General features: G+C 49.6%; 28 protein-coding genes. 2 read left to right on the plus strand and 26 right to left on the minus strand.

The window, feature by feature from the left end:
• Window positions 1-86 precede the first annotated feature (86 nt).
• The 23 genes from EYB31_RS09140 to EYB31_RS09245 all read right to left on the minus strand — a co-directional run bounded on the left by EYB31_RS09140 (window position 87) and on the right by EYB31_RS09245 (window position 20,008).
• Window positions 87-3,095 (minus strand): glycoside hydrolase family 2 TIM barrel-domain containing protein, encoded by a 3,009-nt coding sequence (locus EYB31_RS09140; RefSeq protein ID WP_131013002.1) that lies wholly within the window; start codon window positions 3,093-3,095, stop codon window positions 87-89.
• Window positions 3,096-3,357: 262 nt separating this feature from the next.
• Complete coding sequence (locus tag EYB31_RS09145) at window positions 3,358-3,630, minus strand: HU family DNA-binding protein (protein ID WP_131013003.1); 273 nt, start codon at window positions 3,628-3,630, stop codon at window positions 3,358-3,360.
• 205 nt (window positions 3,631-3,835) lie between these two features.
• Window positions 3,836-5,314, minus strand: a complete 1,479-nt coding sequence (gene spoIVA, locus EYB31_RS09150; RefSeq protein WP_131013004.1) for a stage IV sporulation protein A — start codon at window positions 5,312-5,314, stop codon at window positions 3,836-3,838.
• A 309-nt stretch (window positions 5,315-5,623) separates the two neighbouring features.
• Entirely contained in the window at window positions 5,624-6,349 is a 726-nt protein-coding gene (locus EYB31_RS09155) for a hypothetical protein (protein ID WP_131013005.1), read from the minus strand.
• Entirely contained in the window at window positions 6,346-6,684 is a 339-nt protein-coding gene (locus EYB31_RS09160; protein ID WP_131013256.1) for a 2Fe-2S iron-sulfur cluster-binding protein, read from the minus strand. The genes EYB31_RS09155 and EYB31_RS09160 overlap by 4 nt, the downstream gene beginning before the upstream one ends.
• A 35-nt stretch (window positions 6,685-6,719) precedes the next feature.
• Window positions 6,720-7,310 carry a nucleotidyltransferase domain-containing protein gene (locus EYB31_RS09165; protein ID WP_131013006.1) on the minus strand — a complete coding sequence of 197 codons (591 nt, stop codon included), beginning with the start codon at window positions 7,308-7,310 and terminating at the stop codon, window positions 6,720-6,722.
• 4 nt (window positions 7,311-7,314) lie between these two features.
• The gene (locus EYB31_RS09170; protein ID WP_131013007.1) at window positions 7,315-7,608 is read right to left on the minus strand and encodes a 2Fe-2S iron-sulfur cluster-binding protein; all 294 of its coding nucleotides are present in this window, start codon (window positions 7,606-7,608) and stop codon (window positions 7,315-7,317) included.
• Between the two features lie 16 nt (window positions 7,609-7,624).
• Window positions 7,625-7,804 (minus strand): DUF2768 family protein, encoded by a 180-nt coding sequence (locus tag EYB31_RS09175; RefSeq protein ID WP_131013008.1) that lies wholly within the window; start codon window positions 7,802-7,804, stop codon window positions 7,625-7,627.
• Between the two features lie 107 nt (window positions 7,805-7,911).
• The gene (locus EYB31_RS09180) at window positions 7,912-8,190 is read right to left on the minus strand and encodes a stage VI sporulation protein F (RefSeq protein ID WP_131013009.1); all 279 of its coding nucleotides are present in this window, start codon (window positions 8,188-8,190) and stop codon (window positions 7,912-7,914) included.
• 98 nt (window positions 8,191-8,288) lie between these two features.
• The gene (locus EYB31_RS09185; RefSeq protein WP_131013010.1) at window positions 8,289-9,329 is read right to left on the minus strand and encodes an NAD(P)H-dependent glycerol-3-phosphate dehydrogenase; all 1,041 of its coding nucleotides are present in this window, start codon (window positions 9,327-9,329) and stop codon (window positions 8,289-8,291) included.
• A gap of 36 nt (window positions 9,330-9,365) precedes the next feature.
• The gene (gene plsY, locus EYB31_RS09190; RefSeq protein WP_131013011.1) at window positions 9,366-9,965 is read right to left on the minus strand and encodes a glycerol-3-phosphate 1-O-acyltransferase PlsY; all 600 of its coding nucleotides are present in this window, start codon (window positions 9,963-9,965) and stop codon (window positions 9,366-9,368) included.
• A 12-nt stretch (window positions 9,966-9,977) separates the two neighbouring features.
• On the minus strand, window positions 9,978-11,300 hold the full coding sequence (gene der / locus EYB31_RS09195) for a ribosome biogenesis GTPase Der (protein WP_131013012.1): 1,323 nt from the start codon (window positions 11,298-11,300) through the stop codon (window positions 9,978-9,980).
• A gap of 213 nt (window positions 11,301-11,513) precedes the next feature.
• Complete coding sequence (locus EYB31_RS09200) at window positions 11,514-12,140, minus strand: YphA family membrane protein (protein WP_131013013.1); 627 nt, start codon at window positions 12,138-12,140, stop codon at window positions 11,514-11,516.
• 226 nt (window positions 12,141-12,366) lie between these two features.
• Window positions 12,367-13,587, minus strand: coding sequence for a 30S ribosomal protein S1 (rpsA, locus tag EYB31_RS09205; RefSeq protein ID WP_131013014.1), 1,221 nt, complete (start codon window positions 13,585-13,587; stop codon window positions 12,367-12,369).
• Between the two features lie 158 nt (window positions 13,588-13,745).
• Window positions 13,746-14,327: a lysophospholipid acyltransferase family protein gene (locus EYB31_RS09210; RefSeq protein WP_131013015.1), complete on the minus strand. Its 582-nt coding sequence runs from the start codon at window positions 14,325-14,327 to the stop codon at window positions 13,746-13,748.
• 3 nt (window positions 14,328-14,330) lie between these two features.
• Window positions 14,331-15,017, minus strand: a complete 687-nt coding sequence (gene cmk, locus EYB31_RS09215) for a (d)CMP kinase (RefSeq protein WP_131013016.1) — start codon at window positions 15,015-15,017, stop codon at window positions 14,331-14,333.
• A gap of 92 nt (window positions 15,018-15,109) precedes the next feature.
• Window positions 15,110-15,310, minus strand: coding sequence for a hypothetical protein (locus tag EYB31_RS09220; RefSeq protein ID WP_131013017.1), 201 nt, complete (start codon window positions 15,308-15,310; stop codon window positions 15,110-15,112).
• Between the two features lie 110 nt (window positions 15,311-15,420).
• Window positions 15,421-16,074 (minus strand): flagellar brake protein, encoded by a 654-nt coding sequence (locus EYB31_RS09225; protein ID WP_131013018.1) that lies wholly within the window; start codon window positions 16,072-16,074, stop codon window positions 15,421-15,423.
• Between the two features lie 142 nt (window positions 16,075-16,216).
• Window positions 16,217-17,587 (minus strand): germination protein YpeB, encoded by a 1,371-nt coding sequence (gene ypeB, locus EYB31_RS09230; protein WP_131013019.1) that lies wholly within the window; start codon window positions 17,585-17,587, stop codon window positions 16,217-16,219.
• Between the two features lie 189 nt (window positions 17,588-17,776).
• Window positions 17,777-17,935, minus strand: a complete 159-nt coding sequence (locus EYB31_RS40120; RefSeq protein WP_165452308.1) for a hypothetical protein — start codon at window positions 17,933-17,935, stop codon at window positions 17,777-17,779.
• A 14-nt stretch (window positions 17,936-17,949) separates the two neighbouring features.
• Window positions 17,950-18,642: a glutamic-type intramembrane protease PrsW gene (gene prsW, locus EYB31_RS09235; RefSeq protein ID WP_131013020.1), complete on the minus strand. Its 693-nt coding sequence runs from the start codon at window positions 18,640-18,642 to the stop codon at window positions 17,950-17,952.
• Window positions 18,643-18,835: 193 nt separating this feature from the next.
• On the minus strand, window positions 18,836-19,435 hold the full coding sequence (locus EYB31_RS09240) for a genetic competence negative regulator (RefSeq protein WP_131013021.1): 600 nt from the start codon (window positions 19,433-19,435) through the stop codon (window positions 18,836-18,838).
• A 216-nt stretch (window positions 19,436-19,651) separates the two neighbouring features.
• On the minus strand, window positions 19,652-20,008 hold the full coding sequence (locus tag EYB31_RS09245) for a hypothetical protein (protein ID WP_131013022.1): 357 nt from the start codon (window positions 20,006-20,008) through the stop codon (window positions 19,652-19,654).
• A 122-nt stretch (window positions 20,009-20,130) separates the two neighbouring features.
• Here EYB31_RS09245 and EYB31_RS09250 point away from each other — a divergent pair, with 122 nt between their 5' ends.
• The gene (locus EYB31_RS09250) at window positions 20,131-21,042 is read left to right on the plus strand and encodes a polysaccharide deacetylase family protein (RefSeq protein WP_131013023.1); all 912 of its coding nucleotides are present in this window, start codon (window positions 20,131-20,133) and stop codon (window positions 21,040-21,042) included.
• A gap of 19 nt (window positions 21,043-21,061) precedes the next feature.
• On the opposite strand, the gene EYB31_RS09255 is transcribed toward EYB31_RS09250, so the two are convergent.
• Both EYB31_RS09255 and EYB31_RS09260 read right to left on the minus strand, forming a co-directional pair.
• A complete protein-coding gene (locus EYB31_RS09255; protein ID WP_131013024.1) occupies window positions 21,062-21,271 on the minus strand; it encodes a hypothetical protein in 210 nt (69 codons plus the stop codon).
• Entirely contained in the window at window positions 21,271-21,864 is a 594-nt protein-coding gene (locus EYB31_RS09260; protein WP_131013025.1) for a CPBP family intramembrane glutamic endopeptidase, read from the minus strand. Before EYB31_RS09260 ends, EYB31_RS09255 begins: the two co-directional genes overlap by 1 nt.
• Before the next feature lie 141 nt (window positions 21,865-22,005).
• On the opposite strand from EYB31_RS09260, the gene EYB31_RS09265 reads away from it, so the two are divergent.
• Window positions 22,006-22,878: a hypothetical protein gene (locus EYB31_RS09265; RefSeq protein WP_240762247.1), complete on the plus strand. Its 873-nt coding sequence runs from the start codon at window positions 22,006-22,008 to the stop codon at window positions 22,876-22,878.
• A gap of 41 nt (window positions 22,879-22,919) precedes the next feature.
• On the opposite strand, the gene EYB31_RS09270 is transcribed toward EYB31_RS09265, so the two are convergent.
• The gene (locus EYB31_RS09270) at window positions 22,920-23,246 is read right to left on the minus strand and encodes a rhodanese-like domain-containing protein (protein ID WP_131013027.1); all 327 of its coding nucleotides are present in this window, start codon (window positions 23,244-23,246) and stop codon (window positions 22,920-22,922) included.
• Between the last annotated feature and the right edge of the window lie 114 nt (window positions 23,247-23,360).

Genomic DNA, 23,360 nt, shown 5'->3' on the forward strand with positions numbered 1-23,360 from the left:
AAAAAAGGCCAGTTCGGCGCGTATCTCCCATAAATAGGGAAACCCCCAAAGCGCATCTGCGCTAAAGGGGACACCCGGGGGCCGACCTATTCATCCTCTTTAAATAAAGGCATCATGCTGATTTCAAAAGCAAACTGCGTTTCATTCAGGCGATATTGCTCAAGAAGCTCAGGACCGCAGGAGTTGGAGCCCACTCCGCTCATTTTATAATCGAGATGCACGATCGTTTCTTTGCGTTTCAGCTTCGAAAGCTCATAGTCGTGGGTCGCACCGGTCAAATCCTCCGGTGTAAAATGCGAAGCGCTGAAGGAAAACGGCTGCGGCGCCGTAAACTTCAGGCCCATGCCTTGCTCGCTGGATACGACCGCCCATTCGGTGCCGAAACGCGCGCCGTTTTCCTGCGGCATAATGTAATTCTCGAACATATCGTCTACGGTCAGCAAATACTTGCCTTTTTTCACGCTTTGCCGTTTATCGATATAACTTTCGTGCGGACCGAAGCCGAAATATTCGACTTCTTCCGTACCGCGCGGCATCACCAGCTGCAGCCCGAACCGCGGCAGGAACGACAGGCCTTCGCGAACGTTCACTTGAACGTTCAGTTTGATTTCGCCGGTACCATCCACATGCCAACAGGCAGTGCCGCGGATATACGGAATATGGATGTAGCCGCCAAGCGAGAACTTCACTTCGATGTCTACAGCCGTCTCCGACCTGCTGACGATCTCCGAGCCGTACACGTGCAAAACGGCTCTTTCGTAGCCTTCCTCGGCCCAGACACGTTTGATTTTCCGGTCATTATCCGTTGGAGCCCGCCAAATGTTGAACTTTGGCGGAGCCGCGAGCATGTCAACGCCATGCTTGGAGATTTTACGGAACATTCCTCCATGCAGGTCAAACTCATGGCGGAAATCGAAACCTTCGATCACAAGCAACTGCTCACGCTCACCCAGCCGGATCTCCGGGATCTTCTGCATCGCGCTGGCTTTCGCCGCCGTTACCGGAAGCTCAAACTGCTCAAACGTAATTTCATGCCCCGCTTCAGCCCAGCGGCAATCCTGCAACAGCTTGACGGAGAAGGTGACGAAGCAGCGCCCGGTTTCCGGCAGCGTGTATGGAGCGTGAACGGAGGCTCCGGCATGCGGTGCCGCCGTTACATTTTCCAATACGCCCTGTTGGATGACCTCTCCGTCCTGCTCCACCTTCCAAATAAACGACAAATGCGACAGCCCGATAAAATCGTAAAGGTTGGTTATGGTAAACCGGCCCGTCTGCACATCGGCAGCCTCGATCCGGATCGGTGCAATTACCTTTTTTAATTCCAGAAGCCCGGTATGAGGAACACGGTCAGGATCCACAAGACCGTCTATGCAGAAGTTGCCGTCATGCGGAGCTTCGCCGAAGTCGCCGCCGTAAGCGAAAAATTCGGTCCCGTCCGCCGTTTGCGTTTTAATCCCATGGTCCGACCATTCCCAGACGCATCCGCCCATGAGCTTCGGATACTGGTAAATCACATCCCAATAATCCTTCAGGTCCCCGGGCCCGTTGCCCATCGCATGGCTGTATTCGCATAAAAACATCGGTTTTGTGCTGTCCGGGTTGCTCGCGTAATCCTCGATATACTGGACGGAGGCGTACATCCGGCTTTCCAAGTCGAGCACTTCGGTATCCGTGCTGCCCTTATGCCTCGGGTCCGAACCTTCATAGTGCACCGGTCTGGACGCGTCTCTGCTTTTGGTCCATCGGGCCATCGCCATATGGTTGCGGTCGTAGCCGGATTCGTTGCCCATCGACCAGAGCACAATCGAAGGATGATTTTTATCCCGCTCCACCATCCGGATCACCCGGTCGAGGAACGCCTTTTCCCAATCGGGATTTTTGGTCAGCATATGATAATCTCCGGCATGGAATACCCCGTGGCATTCCAAATCCGATTCGTCGATCACATAAAAACCGAACTCGTTGCACAACTCCAGAAACCGCGGATCATTCGGGTAATGCGAGGTGCGGACTGTGTTGATGTTATGCTGTTTCATCAGCACCAGGTCTTTGATCATGTGGTTTACCGGCACCGTTTGGCCCAGCTCCGGATGGGAGTCATGGCGGTTCACCCCTTTGAGCTTGACCGCTTGGCCGTTGATTTGGAATACGCCGTCCACAATCTCAATCTTGCGGAAACCGGTCTGGAACGACAGCACTTCCTCGCCACTATAGATGACTAACGAGTACAAATACGGGTTTTCCGCGTTCCACAGCACCGGAGAAGCGACTTCAAGCTCCAGGCTTCCTTGGCCGTCCACGAGCGCTGTGGCGCTTGCTGCCAGCTCCTGAACCGCGTTTCTTAATTCCGCCCGCACCTCAAGCCGCCCCGACGTCTCCACCTCACAGCGCAGCAGCGCCTTGCTGTAGTCCTCAGACAGCTCCTGACGGTTAAATACGTCGCGGATATGCTGCGGGTCGCGGGCAAGCAAATACACATCTCTGAAAATACCGGAAAACCGCCACAAGTCCTGATCTTCGATATACGTGCCGTCACACCATTTCAGCACCATCACCGCCATTTTATTGCGGCCGCTGCGCAAATACGGGGACAAGTTAAATTCGGCGGGAATTCGGCTTCCTTGACTATAGCCGACAAAAGCGCCGTTCACCCAAAGATAAAAGCAAGAATTAACGCCTTCGAATACGACGTATTTTTCTTTCGCTTCCCATTCGTCTTTTATATTAAACTCTCTGACATACAAGCCGGCCGGATTGTCGTTAGGCACAAACGGCGGATCGCATGGAAAAGGATAATTGACATTCGTATAATGACACTGGTCGTAGCCGTTGACCTGCCAGCAGGAAGGCACAATCAGATCGTCCCAGCCGCTGACGTCCGCGGACTCGCTGTAGAAGCCATCCTGCACGTCTTGAACCGTCCGGTGGTATTGGAACTTCCAGCTGCCGTTTAATGTTTGGTAATAAGGCGATTTGCCCCGCTTTTTGGCAAGCGCGTTTTCCGCCTCCCGATAAGGTATGTAATAAGCCCGGGGGGCTTCTCTGTTTACTTGCAGGACCGTCAGGTCTTCCCAATATGTTTCGATACGAACCACGTTATTCGCCCCTAGTCGTTAAAATGGTAATTCATTTTTATGCTACCATATTTGAAAAGGGTTTCAACAGCCGGCTGTTTGGAATAAGTGCAATCTTTTACGAAACGAGTGCTTTTGCCCCCGTGAAGCGAACTCAATCGTAATTTTGTTCGATTCAGGTGCGGATTTGTTTGCCCGGATGATAAAAATGAAAAACCGCAAAGCGTTAAAACGCCCTGCGGCTTTACGGTAAGCTATGACTAAAATGTATGTACGCTCAAGATTACTGAATTCCGTCTCTCAATGCTTTACCAGGCTTGAAAGCGGGAATTTTGCTCGCCGGGATTTCAATTTCTTCTCCGGTTTGCGGGTTGCGGCCTTTACGCGCAGAGCGCTCGCGAACCTCAAAATTTCCGAAACCGACCAACTGTACTTTATCGCCGCTTTGCAGCGCATCAGAGATTGCTTCAAAAACAGCTTCAACTGCTTTGGTTGCGTCTTTTTTGGAAAGCTCGGTGCCTTCAGCTACTTTTGCGATCAAATCCGTTTTGTTCATGCCTTTCACCTCCCTCCAAAATAAGGACTGCTATATTCTCTTTGTTCACCGATTCTTTACAAAATATACCTGAAATTTCGCGTAATCGCCGGAAAACAGAGGGTTTTTCTAACAAACGACAAACCTATAGTAATACAGCCGCCATGCTTTTTCAAGGGGTAAACGCAAAAAAGGCACTCGGGCGAGTGCGCTTTTTCCGTAATGATTAAAGAATGATGGCAATTAAGCCTCCGGAACCTTCGTTGATAATGCGTCCCAACGTCTCCTGCAGCTTGTATCGCGCATTGTCCGGCATCATCGCCAATTTGCCTTGAATGCCTTCACGCACAATGGAGTGGAGGCTGCGGCCGAATATATCCGACTCCCATATTTTCAGCGGATTTTCCTCGAAATCCTGCATCAGATAGCGGACCAGCTCTTCGCTTTGCTTTTCGGTTCCGATAATCGGCGAGAATTCGGATTCCACATCGACACGAATCATGTGAATGGATGGGGCTGTCGCTTTCAAACGTACACCGAATCTGGAGCCCTGACGAATGAGTTCCGGTTCGTCGAGGTTCATTTCCGCCAGCGATGGCGGCGCAATGCCGTAACCGGTCGTTTTGACCATTTCCAGCGATTCCGCAAAATGATCGTACTCCCGTTTCGCATGGCTGAATTCCTGCATCAGCTGAAGCAGATGATCTTTGCCGCGAATTTCGACGCCGACCACTTCCATCAATATTTTATCGTACAGCTCATCGGGTGCGTACAAGTCGATTTCGGCAACACCCTGGCCCATATTCATACCGGCAAGCGCCGCACGTTCGATAAAATCGTAGCCTTCGAAATTGCTGACAACCCGGTCCACATCCCGCAGACGGCGAATATCCTGCACCGTTTCGCGAACCGAATTTTCAAAGTGCGAGCGCAGCCAATGATTCTCGTCAAGCACCATCACCCAGCTGGGGAGATTCACGTTAACTTCGTGTACCGGGAATTCATACAGCACCTCGCGCAGCACGGAGGTCATGTCGTCTTCGTTCATATTCGCTACGCTGGCCGTTACGACCGGAATGTCGTGTTTGGCCTGCAGCTCGTTGCGCAGTTCCATCGCCGCTTCGCTGTTCGGTTTGGTCGAATTGACGATCACGATAAACGGCTTACCGACTTCCTTCAGCTCGGCGATAATCCGGTCTTCCGCATCCACATAAGACGCACGCGGAATTTCCGCGATGCTGCCATCCGTCGTAATCACTACGCCTAAAGTCGCATGCTCCTGAATGACCTTGCGTGTGCCGATCTCTGCCGCTTCTTGAAAAGGAATCGCTTCTTCAAACCAGGGCGTGTTGATCATCCGCGGGCCGTTCTCGTCTTCATAGCCCTTCGCCCCTTCAACGACATACCCTACGCAGTCGACCAAGCGGATATTGACGCTGAGTCCTTCGGCCACGCGAAGCTGAACCGCATTATTCGGTACGAATTTGGGCTCCGTTGTCATAATTGTCCGTCCTGCTGCGCTTTGCGGCAGCTCATCCGTCGCCCGTACACGGTCCGCTTCATTCTGAATGTTCGGCAGCACGACCGATTCCATGAAGCGTTTAATAAAAGTCGATTTGCCCGTACGGACCGCTCCTACGACCCCCAGGTATATGTCCCCTCCCGTCCGTTCTGCAATGTCCTTAAAGATATCCACTTTTTCCAAGACAATCCCTCCTAAAGGTTGTTAAATGAAGCAAGAGCGACGTGTTCGATCAACCGGCTATTACCATTTGACCGTATACGGCGGAACCTTGTACATTCTTTCGGACTAGTAAAAATATATGTGCTAGAAACGGCATTATGCTACTTGACTCTATATTTTATTTATCGAAAGAGCTCCACGTATATCATCCCCTCGCCGGCGGGAAGAAGCTTTCCTTGCTCACTGTCAAGATATATATGTTTCGGATGATATCGATATTCATAAAAAAACCTCCATTCTACCAAAATCGGTAAAATAGAGGTTTCTGAGCTACATATCGGGCGTTGGCTTCCCGTCCGTCCAACGGTAAGGATAAGAGCGGGCCGGGACGTAATACGCCTCATCCACAAGCAATTGGCGCAAGTCTTGTTTCGGGTCGAGTTTTCCTTGAAGCGATTTTTTCTCGATCACTTTCATAATCTCGGGTGTATAATCCACAGCAACCGTCCCTGACTCATTCAATATGAAATATAGCAGCGACTGGCGCGTGTAGACGCTGGGAACCTGCATCGGCGAGACATTCAGCTTGCCGTAGTCCATATCGAAAAAATGCGGCGCAATTCGCTGTCCCGACGGAAGCTCGCCGTTATGCTTCATTTTATAATCATCCACCAGCTTTTGCAGCTCGACGGTTTTTTGAAAAGCGGCAAGATCCATCAGCTTCACTGTCGGTTTGGTTTCCGGGTCAACCAGCACATAAATGTTGCTGCCGCCGTTCTCGAACGAGTTGGTCGGTATCGTGCTGATAAACCCGCGTTCTTTCAGCTTCTTGAAATCGATCATATATTTCTCGTAAATCGGCGTCGTTTCCTCGCTATTTTTAATCGGCAGCACGCCGGTTTTGACATGATATTGATCGATGGCGTTTTGCACGACCAGTATAAATTCTTGAGAGGCAAGTACGTTCCCTTGACTCATTTCCTTGGAATACATACAGCCCGAAAGACCTATTGACGCCACAACCAATAACAGCGCTATAGCTAAACGCGTCTTCATAACTCCTCCTCCTTCATTCGCGCCAATTGCTCGCGAACAGCGGCCTTAAGCGGATCCTCCGGAATGGTGACCGTCGCGTTGCCGACGATTTTGGCTTGGCAAGCCAGCCGGTAACCCATCTCCTCCAACCCGCCGAGCTTGAGCTTTTCATTAAGCGACAAGGGCGAAAGTCCCGCCGGATCCGCGGCGATCACTTTACACATCAAACAAGCCGCCTTCGCTCCGCATCGGGTGCGTATATGGACCCGGGCCTTTTTACCTGCATCCAAAACCGTTGTTCCGGGCCGCACCCCAATCTTTTTATTATCCGGCAAAAAAGTAATTTCCGGAGGCATCGTTACACGTGTTCCTTTCTCCAGTAAAATCGCGCTTAGAACCAATCGCCGTTACCCAGCAGTTCCTTGATTCGAAGGGTAAGCTGCGGGCTCAGCTTGTTGCGTTTCACAAGCGTCTGCAGCGCCTCGCGGTGCTGCTCCATATCGGCGCGCATCGCGCCGGCAATCGCCGTATAGCGGTCCTCACGGCCGCGCAGCAAGTTGAAAATAAGCTCATGAGAGAGCGGCATCAGCGGCACGCTAACGTCTCCGAGCTGAACCGTCACCGGCAGCCGGCTGCGCAGAAAACCCGTTTCCACCGTATAAATGCTGCCGCTGGATATAATTTGGAAGCCACCGACCAGCTCAAGCACAATATCGTCGTATTTGTAATGGCTTAATATGGAACGGTATATTTCCGTTTCACTGTATTGCGGCTTGTCTTCAGCGGTGTAAGCCAATGCCGCGGCAATCGCCGAAGCATCCTCCGTATCGGCGTACATGTCGAGATCGCGGGGCGCTTTCCCGGTCTCAACCCCTTGCAGCAGCAGCCCGCAGCTGCCGCCGATCAGCCAATTGGCCGGCACATTCTTCAGCCTGAGCGTAATGTCGATTATGGCATCATGTATATGTAATGGGATCGTCATATTCTCAAAAGTACGGCTTATAAGCAACCGCGATGTGTCCAGCTTGTTTAACCTTCGCTTGGCAGCCCAATCTGAAGCCCTGGTCCAGTTCTTCCGGTTCCAGACGGTCCAGCTCTTCGTCCGTAGGGGCAGCCAAATAGTCCATGCCTTCGGTTACCAGGCAGCGGCAGCGCGCGCACGTGCCTCGGGAACAAGAGAATCCCCAGTCGACATCGTGTTTTAAAGCCAAATCCAGTATCGTCAGCCCCGTTTCCGGTTCAAACGACTTCTGGACTCTGCGACCCTTTAAATCCATCATTCCCTAACGTCCTCCCTTAAATCATAGACAACATCATATACACCACAATAGGCAAAAATAGCAAAAAAGCGATGATGGATAACACAACACGCAGCCATCCTTTTGTTTTGCTGCGCGCAACCGTAATGATTCCCGATGCAACCAGCATTAAACCGATGGCGATGAAGGAAGCCCACATCTTATCCATGCTTGACATAGGTTTGGTCTCCTAAACAGAGTAATATGGCGTGCCAAAAAACTAACACTGATTATAACACAAAAAAAGCATAAACGCCGATTTCAGGCGCTTATGCCTTAATTTGTTCATTTTTTCATCATCATTTTCATCAGCTGCTCCATATTGCCCGGATTCAGCTTGCTGGATTTCACTGCTTGAATGATTTCATTGACGGTAGCATCGCTAACCGGAACTTTAACCATGTTGGATACTTGCTTGATCAGCTGCTTCAGTTGAGCTTCGCTGCTCATCGTCGACGGCTTCACGCCGCTCGCAAGCTTATTGATATCCTGTGCAGAGATATTTTTTCCGGTTTTCTTTTTCACGACATTCAGCACGTCTTTGGATAAATCTTTGCCGGCCATTTCCGCACCCTCCCAGGTATATAGATTAGACAATGAATCGGTCTAAGCTATAATATGAGGGCAGATGATAATTGGATTAGGCTCTTGACCCGGCACAATCATTCATATTCGCGAAAATTTGCCGTTTCTTCGATTTCGTGCGTCCGGCCGCGGCCCATCAGGTCCTCTACGGCGGCTCGCGGCGATTTCCCGGAAAACAACACCTGATGGAGCTGTTCGGTGATCGGCATCGTCACATCGTACCGCTGCGCCAGCACAAAGGCCGCTTGCGTTGTTTTGACGCCCTCCACAACCATGCCCATTTGCTGCAGCACCTGTTCCAGCGTGTTGCCTTGAGCGAGCATATATCCGGCCCGCCAATTCCGGCTGTGTTTGCTTGTGCAAGTAACGACAAGGTCGCCGACTCCGGCTAAACCGGCAAAAGTCAGAGGACTTGCTCCCATAGCGGTCCCTAAACGGCTGATTTCGGCGAGGCCCCTTGTCAACAACGCCGCTTTCGCGTTGTCTCCGAATTCCAGCCCATCCGTCAGCCCTGCGCCGAGGGCAATGATATTTTTGAGCGCGCCGCCGACCTCAACGCCGATAATATCCGCATTGGTGTAGACGCGAAAATACGAATTGATAAATAAATCCTGCGCAAGCTCGGCCGTTTCCTGCGATTCGGATGCGACCACAACGGTTGTCGGACATCTGCGGATTACCTCCTCCGCGTGGCTTGGGCCGGAAAGCACGGCGATCCTCCCCGGTTCAAGCTGCGGCAGTTCATCTGCAATAACCTGGCTCATCCGTTCGAGTGTGCCGGTTTCAAACCCTTTTGTTGCGTGAATGACCGTCATGTCCGGTTGAATATACGGCTTCATCGCCGCAGCGACACTTCTCATCGCGGAAGAAGGCGCTACCAGCAGCACGGCATTTGCACCCGATAACGCTTCCTCCATCGAAGCAGTGGCGTGTATGCGCGGCGAGAGTTGAACCCCCGGCAGAAAGCGTTCATTCGTATGCAGTGTGTTCATTTCTTCAACCTGCTGAGCATTGCGCGACCATATGGAGATGTCTTTATCGTTGTCGGCCAATACGGAAGCCAGCGCGGTGCCCCAGCTTCCTGCGACCAGCACGGCTACCTTATCAGTCTTTGCCATAAGATTCCTCCCGGGTTGAATATGTGAACCTGAAGGTTATGCTTTTTTCGTACCCAGCTTGTTTTCGTTGCCCTGAACAAGCCGGACAATATTCGAGCGGTGCCGAACAAAAGCAAATAAAGCTAGAAGGATGCTGAACCAGAACATTTCCATCGGCTTGCCGGTGAAATAAAGTAGAAAGGGCAATACGGCTGTAAGCAGCAGCGAACCTAAAGAAACGTATTTGGTCAAGGCGATCACCACGATGGCAATGATCCCGGCGATCAGCGTCGGCACAAAAGCAAGCGAAGCCATCGCGCCGATCGTCGTTGCAATACCTTTGCCGCCGCGGAAGCCGAAGTACACCGGCCAGTTGTGGCCGGCAATGGCGGCGAGCCCGCACAACACCTGGATGAGCGGATCTCCGCCGCTTATTGCGTATCCGATCCCTACGGCGGCGGCGCCTTTGACAGCGTCCAGCAGCAGGACGACAACGGCCGGACCTTTGCCAAGCACCCGGAGCGTATTGGTCGCTCCTGCGTTGCCGCTGCCGTGGTTGCGGATATCGATGCCCTTAAGCAGGCGTCCGGCCAAATAACTGAAGCTGATCGAACCCAATAAATAACCGACAATAATAGAAACGATATTTAACGTCATGATGCCGTTCCCCTATTCGTCATCAGATTTTTTTCTTGTAAAGATCCGGATCGGCGTCCCTTCAAAACCGAAGGCGGCGCGAATCTTATTGTCCAAATAGCGTTCATAGGAGAAATGCATGATCTCCGGATCGTTGACAAATACGACAATGGCCGGAGGTTTAACCGCTACCTGCGTGACATAATTGATTCTCAGCCTTCTGCCTTTATCCGTAGGAGGCGGATTAATCGCAACGGCGTCGGATACGACATCGTTAAGCATATGTGTAGGGACGCGCATTGCGTGTTGTTCCGCAACATTCACGACGACCGGCAGCAGCTTATGCAATCTTTGCGTCGTTTTTGCAGATACAAACAGGACCGGAGCGTAAGTCATAAACAAGAAATGATCGCGAATTTTTTGGGTGAATTGATGCATCGTCTTGTCGTCTTTCTCCACGATATCCCATTTGTTCACTACAAATATGGAAGCTTTCCCCGCCTCATGAGCGTAACCGGCAATATGCTTGTCCTGCTCGATGATGCCTTCTTCGCCGTTAATGACCACCAGAACGACATCTGCCCGTTCAATCGCCTTCATCGCGCGCATGACGCTGTATTTCTCCGTCGTTTCATATACTTTGCCGCGTTTGCGCATACCGGCCGTATCGATAATGACGTATTTCTGGCCGTCTTTTTCAAACGGCGTATCAATAGCGTCCCGGGTCGTTCCCGCAATATCGCTGACAATCACCCGCTCTTCGCCCAAAATGGCGTTGACAAGAGAGGATTTACCGACATTCGGCCGGCCGATCACGGCCACCTTGATCACTTCTTCGCCGTATTCCTCATCAAGCGGATCGGGCAAATGTCCGATTACGACATCCATCAAATCGCCGATGCCAAGCCCATGGGAACCCGATATGCCGATCGGATCGCCGAATCCGAGGCTGTAAAATTCGTAAATATCGTCCTGACGCTGTAAATTGTCCACTTTATTCACCGCGAGCACAACGGGCTTCTTGGCGCGGAACAGCATTTGCGCCACTTCGTCGTCAGCTGGAGTCACGCCAGCTTTGGCATCAACCATAAATATAATGACATCCGCTTCTTCGATAGCCAGCTCAGCCTGCAGCCTGACCGAGCGTAAAATCTGGTCTTCTCCTTCAATCTCAATACCGCCTGTATCCACTACGCTGAACTCTCTGTCCAGCCAACTGCCTATGCCATAGAGACGATCCCGGGTAACGCCGGGTTTGTCTTCCACTATTGCTAACCGTTCGCCGATGACCCGGTTGAATATAGTGGATTTTCCGACATTGGGCCTTCCCACAATCGCAATGATCGGTCTGGCCATGATTTTTCAACTCCTTAACCATATGCTGCTTCACAGCATGAAAAAATTCACAACTTACATCATATCAAAAATAAAGTTCGAAGTAAATGAAAGCCGATTAAGACCCACTTTTTCCAGCTAACTTTACAAGTTCATTTTACCATCGTTTTTCCACGCGCGCGCAGTTTATCCGAAATTTCGGCGCATTTTAATTATCCATACGGTCCCATACAGTCATCCCCGGTTGCCTTTCCCCCTGTTCTGCCACACCTTTACTGCCTGCTTGCCGCCGGATAACATCCCAAGCCACACCAGAGAGCAACCTCTGGCTGTCCAGATCGCCATCCACCAGCGGTCCTGAAATTGCGGATCTCCCAAAGCCGCATGATATCCTTGCGCTTGGTGAACATATGCAAAATAAATATCTCCTACGATCAATCCGAGGCAAATACATGCCGTTTGGGGCAATGGCTGTCTTGTCAGCAAAAAAGCCGAGAATCCCAAAATCATGCCGCTTTGCAATTCATCATGCGACATCAGGACGGGCAATACATAAGCGGCTTCCCTTAGAAAAAAATAAATCGAACCCATCAGCAGACCGGATGAGAGCAGATGGCATTTTTGCAAAAAACCTTCCGTACGCAGCACAATCGCCACGGACATAAGCGCAACAAGCAAAAAACAGCAGTACACGCTCCATCCTTGCCAATGGACGACGATCCCGAGCGAACCCAACCACAGCATAAAAAAAAGAAGTATCACTTTGTGAGAAATACCTCTGACCAGAACCTCTTTCCACCCGCTGGCTAATAAAATAACCGTGATGCTGATTAACAAAAGCGATAAGTACCCTGGATTCATACGATCACCTGAGCGTTCAGTTTGGCCTGCTTTTGTTTCCTGCTTTCATTTACCTTAGTATGGCTTTATCGGGTGCTTTTACTCGTTTCAACTCGAGATGTCCTCCACAAGCAGATCCACAACCGGTAATCCGAAGTAAGCACCATTAGCAAAAAGGCACACTCTTCTGAGTGCGCCTTTTTGCTGCTTCTTTATTTGATTAGCTTCGCGCTTACAGCGCTGCGCCTCATTTAAATTTGCTGAGTTTGTCGCCAAAACGCTCGCCCAAGTTTAATGTCAAGCTTTGAGCCGGCGGGATATCCACATGTTCTCTAGGCTCGCGGTTGCGTGACGGTCTTTCTCTTTCCGGTTTTGCTTCAGCGGCAGGAGCTTCTTCCGTTTCTTTGATGCTAAGGCTGATCCGCTTTTCATCGGCGTTGATTTCCAAAATCTTCACATTCACTTCTTGGCCTTCCTTCAGCACTTCATGAGGAGTGCCGATATGGCGGTGTGCGATTTGGGAAATGTGCACAAGCCCTTCTACGCCTGGTGCCACTTCAACAAATGCGCCGAATGCGACAAGACGTTTTACCGTACCTGTAACGATTTCGCCGGTTTTAAACTGATTCGCAGCTTGCTGCCAAGGTCCCGGTTGAGTTGCCTTGATGCTGAGGCTGATCCGCTCGTTGGCCGGATCTACTTTTAATACTTGCACTTGCACTTGATCGCCTTCTTTAACAACTTCGGAAGGAGACTCGACGTGATGCCAAGCCATCTCGGAAATATGTACAAGCCCGTCTACGCCGCCGATATCGATGAAAGCGCCGAATTGAGTGAGGCGTTGAACGGTGCCGCTTAATTGCTGTCCAACCGTCAAGCCGGAGATGATCTCTTTTTTGCCTGCTTCGTATTCTTCGTCAAGAACGTCTTTTTGCGAAAGGATGACTTTGTTTTTCTCACGGTCCATTTCTTTGACGCGCAGACGCAACGTACGTCCTTTGTAATCGCTGAAATCTTCAACGAAGCCGCGTTCAACCATGGAAGCCGGTACGAAACCGCGCAAGCCAACGTCAACGACCAAACCGCCTTTTACAACTTCGGCAACAACAGCTTCGAGAATCGTTTTGCTTTCCATATGTGCGGAAAGTTGTTCCCAAGCTTTCTCGGAATCGATCGAACGTTTGGAGAGAATCAGTTCTTCTCTTGCATCGTTTAATTTCACGATACGCAGTTCAACTTCTTGACCTACTTGAACCCCTTGCGTAGCATCGTCAAGTTGAACGGACGAAAGCTCACGAAGCGGGATCACACCGTCGTATTTGTAACCAATGTCAACAAAGGCTTGGTCGTTGTCAACTTTGATGATTTTTCCCTTGACCACGTCGCCTCTCTTGAGCACAGTAACGTCACCCATCGTTTGCTCTTGCGTAGCTTGCTCGGTTTGTTCCACTTTGATTTCTTCAGACATTGTTAATTCCTCCTCGATATGCAACCTGCACCATTGATATAGCTACAATTGCTTGTATTATCTTACATATAAATTAATCTGCGGCACAAGGTCGCAGTTAAAAATATTATTTTAAAGATAGTATGAATCCAATTGCGTAATTCCATTCTAAAAAGTTTTCACTTTTTCTCATGTTCAGCTTTCATCGCACGAATCGTCGACATGATTTTGTCCGTTGCCAACTCAAGTCCTTCCGATCCCGCTTCTTTAAATTCGGATAAATCGATCGCTTGACCGTAAACGATTTTCATTTTGCGAAACGGCGCATAAGTCCCGATAATCGCTGCAGGGATGACCTCAGCGTCGCCTCTCAAAGCGAGACTGGCAGCCCCCTTCTTCCCCATACCGCCGGCATTGCTGCGCGAGCCCTCAGGAAAAATGCCGATGACATTTCCGTCCTTCAGCAGCCCAAGCGACAACCGGATTGACTCCTTGCTGACACCACCCCTTTTAACGGGAAATGCTTTAATTCTCGGAAGCACCCAACCAAGGACGGGGACGGCAAACAATTCGGCTTTTGCCATATAATGAACATCGCGATCCAGCGGTGTGCCTAGAAAAGGAGGGTCAAGATTGCTTGTATGATTGGCGCACAGCACAACTGGGCCTGACGCGGGAATGTGATTTAAGCCAACTGCTTCATACCGGTACAAAATTTTAAAAAGGACATGGAAAATAGCTTTAAAAAATCGGTACAACATGGCTTACTTCCCTCCGACCGCGTGCTCCCGGCAAAGCGATAAAATGCTCTCCACCACCTCGGGAATCGACATCTCTGTCGTATCCAGCAGAACCGCACCTTCCGCCCTGACCAGCGGGGACGTTTCACGTTCCTGATCCATCTTGTCGCGTGCCGCAATATCCGCTTCCAAACGCTCCAGCGTAATGCCGTCGGCTTGTCCCGCCGCTTGAAGTTCTTTGAATCTGCGGTCGGCCCTCACGCGTACGCTAGCGGTTAAAAAGACCTTGACTTCCGCATCCGGCAATACGGTGCTGCCGATATCCCGGCCGTCCATAACTACGCCTTTGGAGGCGGCCATTTCCTTCTGCTTGGCAACCAGTATTTTGCGAATTTCCGCAACACTCGCCACACGCGAAACATTGCTTGTCACTTCCGGATATCTGATGTTCAACGTAACATCGTCACCATCGACATAAACAAGTTGTCCTTTTTCGCCAGGCAGCAACTGAATATCCGTATGCTGCACCAAGCGAATCATCTGATCGTCTTGCTCCAAGCTGGTATCCGTCCGCAAAATTTTCCACGTAACTGCTCTATACATGGCCCCGGTATCTACATAAATAAACCCGAGACGTTCAGCGACAAGCCGGGCAATGGTGCTCTTGCCAGCCCCCGCCGGACCATCTATAGCAATGTTGAATTTTTTCAATCCTACGGGCCTCCTGACTTCATAAAACGAACGTAGAAAATTATACCACACCTCATGTGGTTAAGCAAAAGGCTTTCGCCAAAGTTCGCGTTTTAAGGATGTTTGTAAAACGTTCCTTCCAACTGTTCGACCTTCACGACAGCACTTCTGACCGCATCAAATTGCAGCAGCAGCTGGCTTATCAGCAATGCCGCCGCCAGACCGATAACAATGCGAATCAGCGTTTTCTCCACTTTGCCCGAAAGCAGCTTAAACAACCTCGCGTATTTCTTTTGCTCCCGATTCGACTTCACAAATAAACCACCTGTCCGTAAGCAGAGTCGGTGGCTAGTATACCCTGTTTATCCACGATTTATAAGAGCGGTAACAAAGGATGGCAGCTATACGCCTTCCATGAACACGATCATTTCTTGCGGAAATCAAGCTGGCGCTCGAAGCAATACCGGATAATCTTCTGCCTGTCTCTGTCCGTAATTTCCGAATAACGCATCATCACCTGCTGCTTGCCCGACTCCAGCTGCTTCACGCGAACGATTTCGCCGTTGAAGGGAACATGTTCGATTTGATTGTTTTTATAATGGATAAGCACCCAACAGGAGACAATCTGCTGGTTATGAAGCGGAATATAACCGTCGCATAGAAACGAAATGCCGCCGCCGCCGACATCGTCGGTTAATGTCACAAATTTCAGCTGGTCCGAATATTTCACCGCAATTTCAAGCTCTGCGGGAACCCGCAAAAAATTGCGCCGCTGCACTTTCGTAATCGTCTCCGGATCCGGACGTTTAATAAGCACCAGCCTGATGACATCGTCGGTAAATCCGAGCACCGTGGTGTTGAAATAATTTTTCACACCGCCGTCCGTAATGAAATATGCGTTCATCTCGTCCCCTGGATAGAGACGTTTCAGCTTGCCCGTCTTCTCGTCGATCGGGATTTCCATGCCGATGGCCGTTTCGGAAACGTCGGCTATCCGCGATTTGAACTGTTTGCTCGCTTCATCCGGATCTACAGAGTTTACTTGTATATATAAAATCTGATTTACTTTTGGAAGCATTTCACAGCACCCCCTGCGCTTTGTCAAAAACCAGTACTTTTGAACTACCTATATTTGCTATTATAACATGATTAGTCAATACCGAAAGGGGCGTACAGAAAAACAAAAAAAGGAGCGGTTTGCGCTCCTTCGGAATTTCAAGTCAGGCTTGAGGTTGAGGTTGGGGCTGGGCTTGTTCCGAATACAAATTATCGACACGCTCCTGTGCGCCCGTCTCCGCGTTAATATAGAAGCGGTAAGCCGATCCGTTAATTTTGCCGGTGAACTGATGGCACAGCACCTCCTGCTCCAGCTCATTGCGGATCAGCGCCAGCGCTTCGCCGGTGATGACAAAATTCGGATTCAGCGACTTTTTCGCTTCCTCTGCTGAGACTGTAGGTTTAGGCATTGTCCGCTCGGCATGATGCTCCATCGCAAAATCGTTAGCCTGCATGCCGATCATATCGCCATTGTCCAGCGCCACATTCACCGTCAGCTTCTCCAGATAGTTGATGACGTCGCCTTTTTTCGTCGCAAAATTAATATTGGCCACGTTGTTGTATTCCTGGTAGCTGGTCGCCGTCATGCCCGGATATCCGCGCGTATCCAGAAATTGCGCCGCTGCATCTCTGGCCTGCCGCATATCCAGCTTCTTCTCGGGAACGTCGCGGGATGCGGAAAACCATAGGAGTTCCCCTCCGTTTTTCGAGAAATCCATGTGCACCCCGTCGGTGGTATTGGGCATCGGACCTGTAACGCTGTACGTGTTATAGTCGGTGTTGGCCCCGTTCTCGACAACCGTAAACTGCGAAGTGTCTGCGATACCAAGCAGCTTGCCCGCTTTGTCTTTCACTTCCTCAGGCGACGCCTCTTGGCCTCCGATTATTTTCGTGTTGCGGTTTTTGTTCGAGTTGAGCGAAGAAGGACTGAATTTCAGATCCGAATATTCCGATACTTTTTTATCCACGGTTGTGAAGCCGTCGATAATCGTATTGTCCTGCGGCTCTTTTTGAGTGGCCAGCGCCATCTCTACATCCATCCACCGCAAATTGTTGCTGAGAACTTTATCTTGCGTTTCCCGAAGCTGCTTGGAGATCTCTTTGGAATGCTCGTAAAGCGCGGTTAGCGTCGACTTCTCGTCTTCGCTCAGCGGCTGCTTGCTTAAATCGCGCACGGCTGCCTGATAAGCGAATTTCGAGGTATTCGACAGCATCTCTTCCGTTTTGTTAAAAGGAAGCAGCGTCAGCGGCAGCTGGTTGATTTCGCCCTGCGCTTGGCTCGTAATTCTCCAGACGTTGATTAATCCTTTTTTGTAGGCGTCGGGTGAACTTGAGTTGACGGCAAGCGTGTTGCCAAGTTCGGTTTGCAGCCGCTCTACGTGGAAGGACAAATCGTGAAACGCCCGCTGATACTGATTTTCCGCTTTGATCAGCACCGAGTTTTTCTCCTGATGCTCCTGATACCCCCAGAATCCGACTCCGACGAGCGCAAGCAGAAAAACCGGAAACAGAACCATACTTAATCTTTTGTACATCGGATTGCATGCTCCTTTCAATAACTTTCCTTTGTGGTTAGTGTTAGCCCCCCGAATCTGGATTATGCATCCTAATATGCAAAAAGAAGCCCTGGAAAAGGGCTCCTCTCGTTTGCGTTTCATTCGTGTTTTGTTTAGAAATCTTGCGTTTCAATGTCAAAATCGTACTCGTTGCTGCAGATGCATTGTTTAAATCCAGTATCTATCTTGCCTTTGTTTCTTCTGCCACGCAAAATAAACCTCTCGCCGCACCGCCGGCAGCGAATCGTTACTTTCACCCGCGTCTCTGTCATGGACTCCCTCCGCAAAACCTAAAATATCCGGGTTCTTCATTACCTCATCTTCCATTATTAACTAGATGACTATATTTTAACCTCATCTTCGCGGGTAATTAGCCGGAGAGGCGACGTGCTGTTGGCGCGGTTTACTTTTTTAATGCTGCGAACCCATAAATAAATCATAAACGGAACCATCAACCAAGCCCAATTCGACGGGAATTGGATCAGGATGAAATCAAACATGCCGTGCCAAAACATCGGAACAAAATACGACATCAGCAGGTGTTTGGTTTCCACTTCTTTATGAAATTTGGCTTGCCCCAAATGATATCCCATCAGCACGCCAAATATGGCATGGCCGGAAACCGGAAGAAAAGCCCGCAGAAGAAGCAATGAAAAGCTGGAGTAGTTAAAAAACGCGTAAATGACGTTTTCCAAAGTGGCGAATCCTAGCGAAACGGCTACGGCATAAACGATGCCGTCATAAGGCTCGTCAAAAGAAGTATGGCGGTAAATGATATAATACAGCAAAAACCATTTTAAAAATTCCTCAAGACCGCCGGAAATAATAAACGCAAAGGAAAACGGATCGTCGGATGTCGCATGAACCAAAGCCCGCTGCAGCACCATCGTCGGAAATACGATCAAGACGCCGAACAGAAACATTTTCATGACCAGATGAATCGGTTCGGTATCGTAACGGTCCTTCAAATAGAAATAAGCCAATAGAGCGACACCCGGCGCAACGGCTGCCATAAGTATAGAAAAAAATTGCATCGCGTGCGCTCCCTTCGATCCAGCGTACGTAAATAAAACATATTATAGACGTTTTCGATTTCTTTTTCCATGACCTCTTTCCGCCTATTATGGCAAAATTCAAAAAAGCATCTGTCATCAATGCAGCGCAAGCAGCGCCGCCGCTGATGAAGATGCTTTCTGATCGATCATGAAAAGCCGACTTTTTGAACTCTCACTTAAAATGGGAACAAAGCACTTTGACGGCGTCATCCGAAATCACGGTGTTGCCGTACTCCTCAAGAACCGCTCTTGTGACAGACGTCGCTTCGCCAAACTCGGACAATATGGCAATGATCGTCTGGTAGCGGTCTTCTTCCATCTCTACCGGTTCAAGCTGCAAGATCCACTTGTTCTTATACGAAAATAACGTACCGCCCTCTATGAGCAAAGGATTGAGCACACGGGAAGCTCTAAGCAGATCTTCGAAATCGTGGAATGCATAGGAAATCAGATCGCTTTGTTCCAGCGTAACTTCCATTTCATATATTTCATCTGCGTCGTCCGCATCGTCTATACCACGCTGAAAGTCCATTTTGCCGCGAGTTACGATGACAACCATCCCTTGAGCAGGCATGGCAAAGACCTCGACGGCAAGCGGGCCTGTGGCATCAAAACCAAGCTCCGAATAGGCCTGATCCATCATTTCGCTGAATAACTCGTGAACCTTCGGTATTTCCCGCCACATGTCGTCCTTCTGGATTCCGCGCTCGGATAAGTCGTCGAATGTGAGGAATATCCGGATTTTATCCTGACTTAAACGCTCAATTTTCACACAGGATCCCTCCCTGTCGACAGGTATAATAATAGCTTATGAGCAAACCATCTGAATGGTGAAAAAAAATGGCTTGTATCCATAATATATTATAGCACAGTATTTTATAGAATGCTTGAATATAGCCGAAAATTCCTGCCCCTGCACTATGTAAACGGCTGATAAAGTAAAAATCCCGTTCCTGAGGGAACGGGACAAGACGCTTGTTGATGCGGATTAGTGGCTTTGATAAGAGCTGGAGGAATGAGCATTTTCACTTAAAATTTCGTCAACTTGCTGCTTCACGCTGGGGTCCTGCTTGACGATTTTCTCGACCTCACTGAAGTCCGAACCGCCCGATTTAGACGATTTGGAATCGGCTGAAGAGAAATTTGTTTTGGCATCGCCGGAGGCCGCCGCGGACTTATAGTTCTCCGCTTTGTTTTTGCTAACCATATGCATGCCTTTTTCAACGATTTTGCCAAACGAGTCCGATGTCGAACTCATCGCCATCATGGATCCGCGATATTTCTGGAAAGCGACGACGGCGGTAGCACCTAGAAGCCCGCCAACTACAAATGCGCCCATCTTCATCAATAATCCCTCCCAATTAGATTTGTCCGAGCAATAGTTATTTTTCACTACCGGGTGCCGGCGCATGCATGATAAAATAAGGGAGTCAAGCAGCCAAAAAAGCGGAATGGAGTAGAATACGGATGAAATCGCATATCAAATTAACGGGGCTTGGCGCCGCTCTTCTATGTACGCTTAGCGCTTGCGGCATCGCTGCTCCCACACAATCTGTTCCGGCTCAAACAGCTCCGACACCCGTAGTTCAGTCGCCGCCTGCCGCGCAAGCGTCACCGGAGCCGATCAAGCCGGCAGTGGAAACGTCACCCGGCAAACCTCCCGCACCAACGGAACCTGTCTCATCCGGCACCGCAGGCGGCACGTCCGCGCAAGTTACAGCCCCAACTCCGGCAGAACAGACCAAGACGTACCGGCTGAATCCGAAAACGGTAGATATTGTGCCCATCAGCCCGGACGGCAACAAAAAAGTGGTGCTGCTTACGTTCGACGACGGGCCTAAAAATAAAGAAACATTGGAGCCGCTGCTGGATACGCTGGATAAACATAAAGCCAAAGCGATATTTTTTGTCAATGGTTATTTGGTTAAGCGGAACCCGGAGTTGCTTAAACAGATTCATGAACGCGGCCAATATATCGGCAACCATTCGTGGGATCATATCGATCTAAAAAAGGAAAATAATGAAAAAGTCACCCAACAGATTACGGATGTGCAGACGATCGTAAAGGACCTCATCGGCAAACCTCCCGTTTTCTTTCGGCCGCCTTTCGGTTCGGGAAGCGACTATGTAAGGCAAAAAGCCTTGGACGAACATCTGCTTTACATGACCTGGTCCAACGGCTCCAAAGATTGGGAAATGAGCACGAAAAAAAACAACCCCGACGAGGTTGTGCAAAATGTGCTGGACCAGCTCCGCCCGGGCAGCAATATTTTAATGCATGAGCTTCCCTGGACGGGAAAAGCGCTGGATACACTGCTAACCCGGCTGGAAGAAAAACAATACGCATTCGTCGATCCCGGAGCCATCGAAACCCCTTAAGCTTAAGGGGTATTGGGGGTCACTTCAAAGCGAATTTGGCCCCCCAAATCAATAGCCCCACCACCAATGCAAAAAACAGCGCCAGCAGCGTACGGTAAAACCATTTAACCCAACGTTCTTTTTCCGCTTTGTGGACCATTTTCCGGGGCGGCAGAAAATGCTCATCCCGCTCGTCTTGCTCGGCCGCCTGCTGCGCGTCACCTGTCAATGCTCTCTTCCGGCCTGCCATTACTTCTCCCTCCTGAATCGAAGTATACATCCCATCGTTAAATCAATAATAAAATGCGCCGCTATCGGCGTCCAGATGGTCCCGGTATGGACATAAATCCAGCCCAGCCCGTAGCTGATCCCAAATACCAGACCGGTCATCAGCCAGTGCTGCAAATACCTGATATGGATCGCCGCAAATAATATACTGGTCCAATAGGCCCCCCAAGCTTCCTGAATGGCGCCGCGGAACAGCATTTCCTCGCAAATCGAAACAAACAAAGAGATAACCGCAATATGCCACAGAGGCCGATTGCCGAACAGTTTATCGTTAATCCCGCCGTCATCCGTCACTTCCTCCGGTACCCACCGGGTAATGGCCATATCCACAATAAGCACGGCCGCCGCGAACAGAATCGACCAGCCTGCGATCGCTCCCCAGGAGTGAGGCGCCAGCAATTGCAGCGGGTTTCGTTTTTGAAACAGAAATATAATAAGTGCGACCAGCAGGATAAAACCTTGTGTTCCATATAAATTAATTAGCAGCAAACGGTCGTCAAGATCGTCGATATTGACTTTTTTCAGCTTAAATTGGTTGAAATTAAATTTTTTCATCGATTTCCTCTCCTGATTAGGAACTGCTAACTATTCCCTTTTCCATTCATTTCACCTATACTATAAACAAAAAATATAAGATGAGGAGCATCATAGATTATGGAAAAGCGGCTTACTCGTTCGGATTATGTTTTTGCCCTCATGTTTATTTTTATGCTCGTTTTCGCGCTGGGCGCGTTTTTTTACGGGCTTAAAGTGGGCAAAGAAAAATCCGCACTCAAGTACGAAGAGCAAATCGCCAAACAAAATGAAGTATCTCAAGAGTTGACCGCTTACCATCAGCAACATCTGGTCTCATTCTATCATACCGTCTACCAGCCCTATATGGAATTCCAGAAAAAGTGGTTCGAACAGATGTATGAAATCGAAATGAGAGGTTCGGCCGATTCTTCCAGCATCATGAAGGAGCTGAACAGATTAGCTTCGGACAAGTATGAAGCATTGTCGACAAAGACGATGCCGGATTCCTCGCCGCTGCTGAAAGACGGCTTGCAAAGCTACACCCGCAGCTTAAAGCTGTTCAGCGAAGCGTCCAAAAACTTTGAAGGCAAAGCCAACTCCATGCGCGGCAGCGACCTGATCGCTGAAATTAACAAAGACGCTTTTTTCATCGAAGCGGAAAACTACGCCTTGAAGGCGCAAAAGTCGTATTTTGACTCGATTATCAAATGGAACGAAAATATAGATGGCCAGTTCAAGCCGATCGATATCAATCAAAAGCTTGCCGTTAAGGACTGGAGCCAGATTAGTCTGAATATGAAAAACGACTACATAGCCGCCGCCCTGCTTAATGGAAGACTGTACAAGCCGTACACGCCTCAGGATCTAACCGCCCGAGTCGACGATTTAATCGTCAGCGGCCAGGCTAAGAAGATGAATTATACCGAGGTGGCACAGCTGATCGATGTACTCAACGCAACCGACGCGGTGCGGCCCGGCGATTTTATTCGTTCGAAAAACAAATTGTACGGAAATGAGAATTTGCCTCAGGTCCCTTTCTTCTTTAACAACTAACGTTACATCTGCGCTGTGCGGTCCGCCGTACGGCGCTTTTTTTAATCGTATTGAAAACCCCGCAGCCCCGATACCGCCGCCATTCCGCCTTCTACGTTCACCGCATTGCCGAACCCGTTTCTGGCTAAATAATCGCATACCGCCGCACTTCTGACCCCATGAGCGCAAACGATGTATATGTCGATATCGTCAGGAAGCTCCGACAACCGCGCAGGGATCGTCTGCATCGGCATATGTTCGGTATGCTCAAGGTGATAGTATTCCCACTCGACCGGTTCCCTTACATCGATAACGAGACTTTGTTTTAATTCACCCGCGTCGTATTTACGAATGAAATCGGAAGGTTCTATGCTCATAAAATCCGTCATATGTTTCAAAGCCACCTTTTAGTTTTGAATAATGAATTGTTCTGTCTATTGAAGAATACTGAAAAACGGGCCTTCAATCAAGAAAAAACGATCTGTCTGAGAAACGCAGATAAA

Origin of the sequence: Paenibacillus thalictri (genome assembly GCF_004307995.1) — a bacterium.
GTDB classification, from domain to species: Bacteria; Bacillota; Bacilli; order Paenibacillales; family NBRC-103111; genus Paenibacillus_AF; species Paenibacillus_AF thalictri.

What these genes read in the sequence shown, in the direction of transcription:
- EYB31_RS09145 (WP_131013003.1), bottom strand. Translation starts at nt 3,630, where the DNA reads ATGAACAAAACGGATTTGATCGCAAAAGTAGCTGAAGGCACCGAGCTT.
- EYB31_RS09155 (WP_131013005.1), bottom strand. Translation starts at nt 6,349, where the DNA reads ATGAAGACGCGTTTAGCTATAGCGCTGTTATTGGTTGTGGCGTCAATA.
- EYB31_RS09160 (WP_131013256.1), bottom strand. Translation starts at nt 6,684, where the DNA reads ATGCCTCCGGAAATTACTTTTTTGCCGGATAATAAAAAGATTGGGGTG.
- EYB31_RS09165 (WP_131013006.1), bottom strand. Translation starts at nt 7,310, where the DNA reads ATGACGATCCCATTACATATACATGATGCCATAATCGACATTACGCTC.
- EYB31_RS09170 (WP_131013007.1), bottom strand. Translation starts at nt 7,608, where the DNA reads ATGATGGATTTAAAGGGTCGCAGAGTCCAGAAGTCGTTTGAACCGGAA.
- EYB31_RS09175 (WP_131013008.1), bottom strand. Translation starts at nt 7,804, where the DNA reads ATGTCAAGCATGGATAAGATGTGGGCTTCCTTCATCGCCATCGGTTTA.
- EYB31_RS09180 (WP_131013009.1), bottom strand. Translation starts at nt 8,190, where the DNA reads ATGGCCGGCAAAGATTTATCCAAAGACGTGCTGAATGTCGTGAAAAAG.
- EYB31_RS09185 (WP_131013010.1), bottom strand. Translation starts at nt 9,329, where the DNA reads ATGGCAAAGACTGATAAGGTAGCCGTGCTGGTCGCAGGAAGCTGGGGC.
- plsY (WP_131013011.1), bottom strand. Translation starts at nt 9,965, where the DNA reads ATGACGTTAAATATCGTTTCTATTATTGTCGGTTATTTATTGGGTTCG.
- der (WP_131013012.1), bottom strand. Translation starts at nt 11,300, where the DNA reads ATGGCCAGACCGATCATTGCGATTGTGGGAAGGCCCAATGTCGGAAAA.
- EYB31_RS09200 (WP_131013013.1), bottom strand. Translation starts at nt 12,140, where the DNA reads ATGAATCCAGGGTACTTATCGCTTTTGTTAATCAGCATCACGGTTATT.
- rpsA (WP_131013014.1), bottom strand. Translation starts at nt 13,587, where the DNA reads ATGTCTGAAGAAATCAAAGTGGAACAAACCGAGCAAGCTACGCAAGAG.
- EYB31_RS09210 (WP_131013015.1), bottom strand. Translation starts at nt 14,327, where the DNA reads ATGTTGTACCGATTTTTTAAAGCTATTTTCCATGTCCTTTTTAAAATT.
- EYB31_RS09225 (WP_131013018.1), bottom strand. Translation starts at nt 16,074, where the DNA reads ATGCTTCCAAAAGTAAATCAGATTTTATATATACAAGTAAACTCTGTA.
- ypeB (WP_131013019.1), bottom strand. Translation starts at nt 17,587, where the DNA reads ATGTACAAAAGATTAAGTATGGTTCTGTTTCCGGTTTTTCTGCTTGCG.
- EYB31_RS40120 (WP_165452308.1), bottom strand. Translation starts at nt 17,935, where the DNA reads ATGGAAGATGAGGTAATGAAGAACCCGGATATTTTAGGTTTTGCGGAG.
- prsW (WP_131013020.1), bottom strand. Translation starts at nt 18,642, where the DNA reads ATGCAATTTTTTTCTATACTTATGGCAGCCGTTGCGCCGGGTGTCGCT.
- EYB31_RS09245 (WP_131013022.1), bottom strand. Translation starts at nt 20,008, where the DNA reads ATGAAGATGGGCGCATTTGTAGTTGGCGGGCTTCTAGGTGCTACCGCC.
- EYB31_RS09250 (WP_131013023.1), top strand. Translation starts at nt 20,131, where the DNA reads ATGAAATCGCATATCAAATTAACGGGGCTTGGCGCCGCTCTTCTATGT.
- EYB31_RS09255 (WP_131013024.1), bottom strand. Translation starts at nt 21,271, where the DNA reads ATGGCAGGCCGGAAGAGAGCATTGACAGGTGACGCGCAGCAGGCGGCC.
- EYB31_RS09260 (WP_131013025.1), bottom strand. Translation starts at nt 21,864, where the DNA reads ATGAAAAAATTTAATTTCAACCAATTTAAGCTGAAAAAAGTCAATATC.
- EYB31_RS09265 (WP_240762247.1), top strand. Translation starts at nt 22,006, where the DNA reads ATGTTTATTTTTATGCTCGTTTTCGCGCTGGGCGCGTTTTTTTACGGG.
- EYB31_RS09270 (WP_131013027.1), bottom strand. Translation starts at nt 23,246, where the DNA reads ATGACGGATTTTATGAGCATAGAACCTTCCGATTTCATTCGTAAATAC.